This is a genomic window from Mesorhizobium sp. M1A.F.Ca.IN.020.06.1.1, assembly GCF_004023265.1.
Classification (GTDB): Bacteria; Pseudomonadota; Alphaproteobacteria; order Rhizobiales; family Rhizobiaceae; genus Mesorhizobium.
This window is the reverse complement of the sequence record NZ_RZSR01000163.1, coordinates 1-8,397: the sequence shown is the minus strand read 5'-3', so window position 1 is coordinate 8,397 and position 8,397 is coordinate 1. Positions and strand designations below refer to the sequence as shown.

The following is an 8,397-nucleotide window of genomic DNA, read 5'->3' as shown; positions in this document are numbered from 1 at the left end:
CATCGCGTTCTGCGATCTGACGGGACTGAAGGCTGGCGAGATCGCCATGGTCGGCGACAATCGCCACGATCTCGAAATGGCGCGCGCCGGCGGCTGCGGCCTGGCGATCGGCGTGCTTTCCGGCACGGGCACGCGTGACTCGCTGTCGCCGATGGCCGACGTCATCCTGGATTCGGTCGCCGACCTGCCGGATTTTCTCGCCGCGCGGATGAGTGTGCCGGCGGGCTGATCAGGGCTCGCTGGGAAGGAACGCAAATATCCCGCTCGGTTTCGGCGCGCTACCGCCGTTTCCGCCGACATCAGGCACCTGATACTCGCCAAGCAGGCGAAGCCGCCGCCTGGGCAGCCAGGCGCGGCCCGGGTCGCCGACCAGCACCTCGATGCCCGCGGCAAGGCAGCGGTCGAGGAAGGGGACGATCCGCCGCGCGACCGCTTGCCCGTAGAAAACGTCGCCGGCGAGCACAATGTCGACCGACGGCGGCGGACAGGCGCTGATGTCCTCGCCGATTATGATGATGGCGACGCCGTTGGCCTCCGCGTTGAGGCGGAGCGCGACGATGCCGTTGCGGTCGATCTCCGCCGCGGTCACTTTCCTAGCCCCGGCTCGCGCCGCGGCGATACCGACAAGGCCGGAACCGGCGCCGAGGTCGAGCACGCGCCGGCCCGCAACGGTTGACGGCCGGTCGAGAACATAGCGCGCCAGCACTGCGCCGCCCGCCCAGGCATAGGCCCAGTAGGGCGGCTGCGGCTCGGCCGCGTGCTCATGCGACCCGTCCTCCGGTTCCAGCAGCCGCCTCAGCCCGCTGCCGGGATGGGCCGTATAGAGCCGGATTTCAGGCAGCGACGGCACCGGCTGAAGCCGCATGTTCGCCTTGATGAATTCGGCGGGGTCGAGGTCGGCGCGATGTATTGGCGTCAGGCCGGCAACATTTTCGTTCAAATCTGCTCCCGCAACGCGCGCCGCAGGATCTTGCCGACCGGCGTCTTCGGCAGTTCGGCGCGGAATTCGATGTATCTCGGCCGCTTGTAGCCGGTCAGGTTCTCGCGGCAATAGACAGTCAGCGTCTCGATGGTGAGCGCTGGATCCTTCCTGACCACAAACAGCTTCGGCACCTCGCCGGAGTGCTCGTCCGGCACGCCGATCGCCGCCACTTCGAGCACGCCCGGGTGCTGCGCCACGACTTCTTCCAGCTCGTTCGGATAGACGTTGAAACCGGAGACCAGGATCATGTCCTTCTTGCGGTCGACGATCTTGGTGTAGCCGCGCTCATCCATGAAGCCCATGTCGCCCGACTTGAAGAACCCGTCCTTGGTCATCACCTTGGCGGTCTCGTCCGGCCGGTTCCAGTAGCCGGCCATAACCTGCGGACCCCGGATGCAGATCTCTCCGACTTCGCCGAGCGGCACGTTGTTGCCGTCGTCGTCGCGGATGGCGATCTCGGTCGATGGCAGCGGCAGGCCGATCGTGCCGGTAAAGTCGCTGGAGCTGAACTTGTTGGCGGTCGCCACCGGCGAGGTTTCGGAAAGTCCGTAGCCTTCGCTCACCGGACAGCCCGTCAGCGCCTTCCAGCGCTCGGCCACGCCTTTCTGCACCGCCATGCCGCCGCCGAGAGTGAGGATCAGCGGCTTGAAGTCGAGCTTGCGGAAATCCTCATTGTTGAGCAGCGCGTTGAACAGCGTATTGAGGCCGGGAAAGATGTGGACCGGGTATTTCTGCAGTTCTTTCACGAAGCCCGGAATGTCGCGCGGGTTCGGAATGAGCACGTTCTGCGCGCCTTGCTGCATGCCCATCAGCGCGTTCACCGTCAGCGCGAAGATGTGGTAGAGCGGCAGCGCGCAGACGAAGTTGAGATGCGCCGGCTTCGGCTTGACCGTATAGGCGTCCTCCACCCAGAGCGAATTCTGCGCCACGTTGGACAAGACGTTGCGGTGCAGCAGCGTCGCGCCTTTCGACACGCCGGTCGTGCCGCCGGTATATTGCAGGAAGGCGATATCGTCGCCCGATACCGCCGCCGGCTTGAAGGCGCTTGCCGAGCCCGCCTTGAGCGCGGCGTTGAATTTGACGTGGCCGGGCAGCGACCAGACGGGAACCATCTTCTTCACCCGCCGCACGACGAGATTGACGATCGCGCCTTTCAGCCCGCCCAACATGTCGCCCATCGCCGCGACCACGACATGCTTGACCGGCGTCCTGGCGATCACCGCCTGCAGCGTGTTGGCGAAGTTCTCCAGAATGACGATGGCCTGCGCGCCGGAATCCTTGAGCTGATGCTCCAGCTCGCGCGGCGTGTAGAGCGGGTTGACGTTCACCACCGTGAAGCCGGCGCGAAGCACGGCCATCATCGCTACCGGGTATTGCAAAACGTTCGGCATCATCAGCGCCACGCGCGCGCCCTTCTCCAGTCCCTTCGACTGCAGATAGGCGCCGAAGGCCGCCGAAAGCCGCTCGAGCTCGGCATAGGAGATCGACTTGCCCATGCAGACGAACGCCGGCCGGCTGGCGAACTGCTTGCAGGCGCCGACGAGGAAGTCGCCGATGGAATCGTAAGGCAGCGGACCGATCTCCGCCGGCATGTTCTTCGGGTAGTTTTTCAGCCAAGGCTTTTCCGGCAACCCTGCCGCGAGTTCCGTGATCGCCTTGGGCAGCCGCCTGGCCGATCCCGAGGCCGTCTTTGCGGCCGCAGGCCTGGCGGTCTTTGCGGTTGCAGCCTTGGCGGCGGATTTGGGGTTCGTCTGTTTTGCAGCGGCAGCCGGTTTCACAGTGGTCTTCGGCTTGGAGCCGGCCTTCGCAGGTGACGGCGTTTTGGCTGGCGAAGCGGTCTTGGAAGATGAAGCCTTGGCCGCGCCCGCATCGACGGGCGCGGCCTTGGCTGTTGCCTTCGCCGGGGGCGTTGTCTTTGCTGCTTTTGCCACCAAATCCCTCCCTCGTGTCCTAGTCTTACTGCTTGCGCCGCATCTCTTTCCGATTTCGGAAGCGTTCCTCCGCTGCGGCCGATTGCGGATTCCAAGAAATCCGGCCTGGCGTCTATGTATTGCCTCTATCGGCGGCCGTGCAAGTCTTGCCCCAGCGGCAGCGGCGGAAAGATTTGCCGCCGAAATCCTGTCCCTCGACGCCTCCCGCAGGCGTGTCCCCACGAGGACCTGGGATCGCAGGCAGGAGCTTCTTGTTCCATTTCGGCAGAGGCTCAATCAATAAAAAAATGCGGTTGTTAACATTAGCGTGAGCGAAAAATTCTGCTCATTTTTTCTGCTATTTGAGGAAAATGCGGATTCTTTTCCTGCTTACCGTGGGGTACGCAAACGGGGTGTTCCAAAGCCCCAAAAACGGTGCTTATATGCGCGCTTCGCGAGCCTGATAGAGGGGCTTGGAAGAACATCAGGGAGTGCTCAATGAAAAAGACAATGACTTTTGCAGCCGCGTTGCTGGCTGCAAGCGTCCTCGGCGGGATGGCCAATGCAAAGACGCTTGTTTATTGCTCGGAAGCGTCGCCGGCCAATTTCGATCCGGGTACGACGACGGGCGGCAACGACTTCGACGCTTCGTCGCGCACGGTCTATTCGCGCCTGGTCGAGTTCAAGCATGGCGGCACCGAGATCGAGCCCGGCCTCGCCGACAAATGGGAAATCTCCGACGACGGCCTGGTCTATACTTTCCACCTGCACCCTGGCGTGAAGTTCCAGACCACCGACTATTTCAAGCCGACCCGCGACCTCAACGCCGATGACGTCGTCTTCTCGTTCGACCGGCAGTTCAACAAGCAGAATCCGTGGAACGGCGAGAAGTATCTGCCGAACCTGACCTGGGATTACTACACCGGCATGGACATGCCGAAATACGTCGCCAAGTGGGAAAAGGTCGACGACCTCACCGTCAAGCTGACGCTGACCGAGCCGAACGCGCCGATGCTGGCCAATCTCGGCATGGACTTCGCCTCGATTGTGTCGAAGGAATATGCCGACCAGCTCGAGAAGGAAGGCAAGATGGCCGACTTCTCGACCAAGCCGATCGGCACCGGGCCGTTCCAGTTCGTCGACTATCAGCTCGATTCGGTCATCCGCTATGCGGCGAACCCCGACTACTTCAAGGGCAAGGAAAAGATCGACGATCTGGTCTTCGCCATCACGCCTGACGCGACCGCCCGCATCCAGAAGGTGCTGGCCGGCGAATGCGATGTCGCTCCCTATCCGAACCCGGCCGACATCGCCACCATCAAGGCCAACAAGGACGTGACCCTCATGGACCAGGCCGGCCTCAACATCGGCTACATGAGCTACAACACCACGATCCCGCCGCTCGACAAGCCGGAGGTTCGTCACGCGCTCAACCAGGCGATCGACCGGGAAGCGCTGATCAAGTCGCTGTTCCAGGACGCTGGCGCGACGCCGGCGCAGAACCTGATCCCGCCGACCATGTGGTCGTGGAACAAGGATGTGAAGTTCGATTCCTATGATCCGGAAGCGGCCAAGAAGGTGCTGGCCGACGCCGGGCTGAAGGAAATCCAGCTCTGGGCTTCCGATCGCGTTCGTCCTTACAACCCGAACTTCCAGCGCGCGGCTGAGCTGATCCAGGCCGACTGGGCCAAGGTCGGCGTCAAGGCCGAGATCGTCAACTACGAGTGGACCAAGTATCGCGAGGAAGGCAAAAAGAAGGAGCGTCCCGGCGCCTTCCAGATCGGCTGGACCGGCGACAATGGCGATCCGGACAATTTCTTCGCCACCCTCTTCGCGTGCTCGGCCATCGGCGTCTCGAACTATTCCAGCTGGTGCGACAAGGACTTCGAGGACCTGATCCAGAAGGCCAAGAAGACCAGCGACCAGGGCGAGCGCACCAAGCTCTATGAGCAGGCGCAGGAAATCTTCGCCAAGCAGGCGCCGGCCTTCCTGCTGGCTCACAGCCAGGTCTATGCCGTTGTCCGCAACAACGTCAGCGGCTTCAAGATGGACCCGCTCGGCATTCATCGCTTCGACGGCGTTGACAAGGCCGAGTAATATTTGCGAACGGGGCGGCGCGAATTGTCGCCGCCCCATTCCATTTCACGATGCTCAGATATCTCCTCAACAAAATCGCACTTCTGATCCCGACGCTCGTCGGCATCACCATCTGCGCCTTCGCCTTTGTCCGGTTGCTGCCCGGCGATCCGATCCTGGCCATGGCCGGCGAGCATGGCGTCACCCCCGCCCGCTACGAAGAGCTCAAGGAACAGTTCGGCTACAATCTGCCGGTCTGGGAGCAGTATGCGCGCTATGTCGGCGAGGTCGCGACCGGCGATTTCGGCGTCTCGATTTCCTCCAAGCGCCCGGTGCTCCAGGAGTTCAAGACGCTCTTCCCGGCGACGCTGGAATTGTCCTTCTTCGCCATGATCTTCGCCATGGCGATCGGCATCCCGGCCGGCATATTCGCGGCCGTCAAACGCGGCTCATGGTTCGATCAGTCGTTGATGGGCACCGCGCTGGTCGGCTATTCCATGCCGATCTTCTGGTGGGGCCTGCTGCTCATCATCTTCTTTTCCGGCTATCTCGGCTGGACGCCGGTGTCGGGCCGCATGGGCCTGCAGTTCTTCCTGAAGCCGATCACCGGTTTCATGACCATCGACAGCATTCTCTACGGCAAATGGGACGCGCTGCGCTCGGCGCTCAGCCATCTCATCCTGCCGGCGATCGTGCTCGGCACGATTCCGCTGGCGGTGATCGCGCGCCAGACCCGTTCGGCCATGCTCGAGGTGCTCGGTGAAGACTATGTCCGCACCGCCCGCGCCAAAGGCCTTTCCGCCGCCCGCGTCATCGGTGCGCACGCACTTCGCAACGCCCTGATCCCGGTCGTCACCACGATCGGCCTGCAGGTCGGCACGCTGCTTGCCGGCGCCATCCTCACCGAAACCATCTTCGCCTGGCCGGGCATCGGCAAGTGGATGGTCGATTCCATCTTCAAGCGCGACTATGTCGTCGTGCAGTCAGGTCTGCTTTTGATCGCACTCATCGTCATGGCCGTTAACCTCATCGTCGACGTGCTTTATGCCGTCATCAACCCGCGCATCAGGGCGGCGTGATGAGCCAGTCGACCGAAATCGCCCCGATGGCCGCCGGCAGCCCGGACCGGCTGACCGGCTTCAAGACCTTCTGGCACTATTTCTCGGTGAACCGCGGCGCCGTCATCGGCCTGGTCGTCTTCATCCTGCTGGTGCTGGCGGCGCTCTTTGCGCCGTTGCTCGCGCCCTATGCACCCGACGTGCAGGACAAGACCGCCTTCCTCAGGCCGCCGGCCTGGCAGGCGGGCGGCAGCTCGCAATATATCCTCGGCACCGATCCGGTCGGCCGCGACATCCTCTCGCGCCTGCTCTATGGCGCGCGTTTCTCGCTGCTCATCGGCGCCGTCGTCGTCACGCTGGCCCTCGTCGGCGGCATCACGCTCGGCTTGCTGGCAGGCTATTTCCGCGGCTGGGTCGACGTCGCGATCATGCGCGTCATGGACCTGATCCTGGCCTTCCCGTCGCTGCTTCTGGCGCTGGTGCTGGTCACCATTCTCGGGCCCGGCCTGTTCAATGCGATGCTGGCGATCTCGCTTGTCCTGCAGCCGCATTTCGCCCGCCTGGTGCGCGCTGCCGTGATGGCCGAGAAGAGCCGCGAATATGTCGTGGCTGCCAAGGTCGCCGGCGCCGGGCACCTGAGGCTGATGCTCAAGACCATCCTGCCGAACTGCCTGGCGCCGCTGATCGTCCAGGGCACGCTGTCCTTCTCGAACGCCATCCTGGAAGCCGCAGCGCTTGGCTTCCTTGGCCTCGGCGCTCAGCCGCCGACACCGGAATGGGGCACCATGCTGGCCTCGGCGCGCGAATTCATCCTGCGCGCCTGGTGGGTGGTGACTTTCCCCGGCCTTGCCATACTTATCACGGTGCTCGCCATCAACCTGATCGGCGACGGCCTGCGCGACGCGCTCGATCCGAAGCTCAGGAGGTCGTGATGGCATTGCTCGACATCCAGAACCTCGTCGTCGAGTTCCAGACCGCCTCCGGCCCGTTCCGCGCCGTTGACGGCGTCTCGCTCCGTGTCGACGAGCGCGAGGTGCTCGCCATCGTCGGCGAATCCGGCTCCGGCAAGTCGGTGTCGATGCTGGCGGTTAGGGGCTTGCTGCCCTGGACCGCCACTGTCACCGCCGACCGCATGACGTTCGGCGGCCGCGATCTCCTCAAGATGGGTCCGGCCGAGCGCCGCAAGATCATCGGCAAGGACATTGCCATGATCTTCCAGGAGCCGATCGCCAGTCTCAACCCTTGCTTCACCGTCGGCTTTCAGATCGAGGAAGTGCTGCGCTTCCATCTCGGCATGGATCGCGCACAGCGCCGGGCGCGCGCCATCGAGTTGTTGAAGCAGGTCGGCATTCCGGAGCCGGCCGAGCGGCTCAACTCCTTCCCGCACCAGATGTCGGGCGGCCAATGCCAGCGCGTCATGATCGCCATGGCCATTGCCTGCAATCCGAAGCTGCTGATCGCCGACGAGCCGACCACCGCGCTCGACGTCACCATCCAGAAGCAGATTCTCGATCTGCTTGTGTCGCTGCAGGCCAAATACGGCATGGGGCTGATCATGATCACCCACAATATGGGCGTGGTCGCCGAGACCGCCGATCGCGTCATCGTCCAATACAAGGGCCGCAAGATGGAAGAGGCCGACGTGCTGTCGCTGTTCGAGAACCCCAAGAGCAACTATACGCGCGCGCTGCTGTCTGCGCTGCCGGAGAACGCCGTCGGCGACCGGCTGCCGACCGTCTCCGACATGCTGTTCGAGCCGGCGCCCCCAGAAGCCAGTGCATGACCGGAGCCGGCGCATGACCAAGGTTGTCGAAGGCAAGAACATCAAACGCGACTACCATGTCGGCGGCGGCCTGTTCCGCCCCGCGCGCACGGTGCATGCGGTGAAGGGCGTCTCCTTCAGCGTCGATAAGGGCAAGACGCTCGCCATCGTTGGCGAAAGCGGCTGCGGCAAGTCCACGCTCGCTCGCATCATCACGCTGATCGATCCTGCGACCGCCGGCGATTTGTTCATCGACGGCAACAAGGTCGACATCGCCAAGGACGGATTGACCAAGGAAATGCGCCGCAAGGTGCAGATCGTCTTCCAGAATCCCTACGGGTCGCTCAACCCGCGTCAAAAGATCGGCGACGTGCTCGGCGAGCCGCTGCTGATCAATACCGACAAGCCGGCCGAGGAACGTCGCGACCTGGCGATGAACATGCTGAAGAAGGTCGGCCTCGGCCCCGAGCACTACAACCGCTATCCGCATATGTTCTCCGGCGGTCAGCGCCAGCGCATCGCCATTGCCCGCGCACTGATGCTGAACCCGAGCCTGCTGGTGCTGGACGAGCCGGTCTCGGCGCTCGATCTTTCGGTGCAGGCGCAGGT

The 8,397-nt window shown here is 63.4% G+C and carries 8 protein-coding genes; 6 read left to right on the top strand and 2 right to left on the bottom strand.

Features of this window, described 5'->3' with window-relative positions; genetic code table 11:
* A partial coding sequence (locus tag EOA60_RS10055; protein WP_164899250.1) for an HAD hydrolase-like protein occupies nucleotides 1-229 on the top strand: 229 nt, incomplete at its 5' end.
* On the opposite strand, the gene EOA60_RS10050 is transcribed toward EOA60_RS10055, so the two are convergent.
* Together EOA60_RS10050 and EOA60_RS10045 are read right to left on the bottom strand one after the other, a co-directional pair.
* The gene (locus tag EOA60_RS10050; protein ID WP_095824410.1) at nucleotides 230-865 is read right to left on the bottom strand and encodes a 50S ribosomal protein L11 methyltransferase; all 636 of its coding nucleotides are present in this window, start codon (nucleotides 863-865) and stop codon (nucleotides 230-232) included.
* Between the two features lie 71 nt (nucleotides 866-936).
* The gene (locus EOA60_RS10045; protein WP_128311308.1) at nucleotides 937-2,913 is read right to left on the bottom strand and encodes a long-chain fatty acid--CoA ligase; all 1,977 of its coding nucleotides are present in this window, start codon (nucleotides 2,911-2,913) and stop codon (nucleotides 937-939) included.
* A gap of 477 nt (nucleotides 2,914-3,390) precedes the next feature.
* Here EOA60_RS10045 and EOA60_RS10040 point away from each other — a divergent pair, with 477 nt between their 5' ends.
* From EOA60_RS10040 to EOA60_RS10020, 5 genes are all read left to right on the top strand, one after another.
* Nucleotides 3,391-4,989 carry an ABC transporter substrate-binding protein gene (locus tag EOA60_RS10040; protein ID WP_067003638.1) on the top strand — a complete coding sequence of 533 codons (1,599 nt, stop codon included), beginning with the start codon at nucleotides 3,391-3,393 and terminating at the stop codon, nucleotides 4,987-4,989.
* A 50-nt stretch (nucleotides 4,990-5,039) separates the two neighbouring features.
* Nucleotides 5,040-6,047, top strand: a complete 1,008-nt coding sequence (locus EOA60_RS10035) for an ABC transporter permease subunit (RefSeq protein ID WP_067003640.1) — start codon at nucleotides 5,040-5,042, stop codon at nucleotides 6,045-6,047.
* Nucleotides 6,048-6,073: 26 nt separating this feature from the next.
* A complete protein-coding gene (locus tag EOA60_RS10030; protein ID WP_245322339.1) occupies nucleotides 6,074-6,958 on the top strand; it encodes an ABC transporter permease subunit in 885 nt (294 codons plus the stop codon).
* Complete coding sequence (locus EOA60_RS10025; RefSeq protein ID WP_128311306.1) at nucleotides 6,958-7,809, top strand: ABC transporter ATP-binding protein; 852 nt, start codon at nucleotides 6,958-6,960, stop codon at nucleotides 7,807-7,809. The genes EOA60_RS10030 and EOA60_RS10025 overlap by 1 nt, the downstream gene beginning before the upstream one ends.
* Nucleotides 7,810-7,822: 13 nt before the next feature.
* The coding region (locus EOA60_RS10020; protein ID WP_128311304.1) for an ATP-binding cassette domain-containing protein at nucleotides 7,823-8,397 on the top strand (575 nt) is incomplete at its 3' end.

Bases quoted from the DNA above. Each gene is read 5' to 3' on its own strand.
- EOA60_RS10030 (WP_245322339.1), top strand. From the start codon at position 6,074: ATGGCCGCCGGCAGCCCGGACCGGCTGACCGGCTTCAAGACCTTCTGG.
- EOA60_RS10025 (WP_128311306.1), top strand. From the start codon at position 6,958: ATGGCATTGCTCGACATCCAGAACCTCGTCGTCGAGTTCCAGACCGCC.
- EOA60_RS10035 (WP_067003640.1), top strand. From the start codon at position 5,040: ATGCTCAGATATCTCCTCAACAAAATCGCACTTCTGATCCCGACGCTC.
- EOA60_RS10040 (WP_067003638.1), top strand. From the start codon at position 3,391: ATGAAAAAGACAATGACTTTTGCAGCCGCGTTGCTGGCTGCAAGCGTC.
- EOA60_RS10050 (WP_095824410.1), bottom strand. From the start codon at position 865: ATGCGGCTTCAGCCGGTGCCGTCGCTGCCTGAAATCCGGCTCTATACG.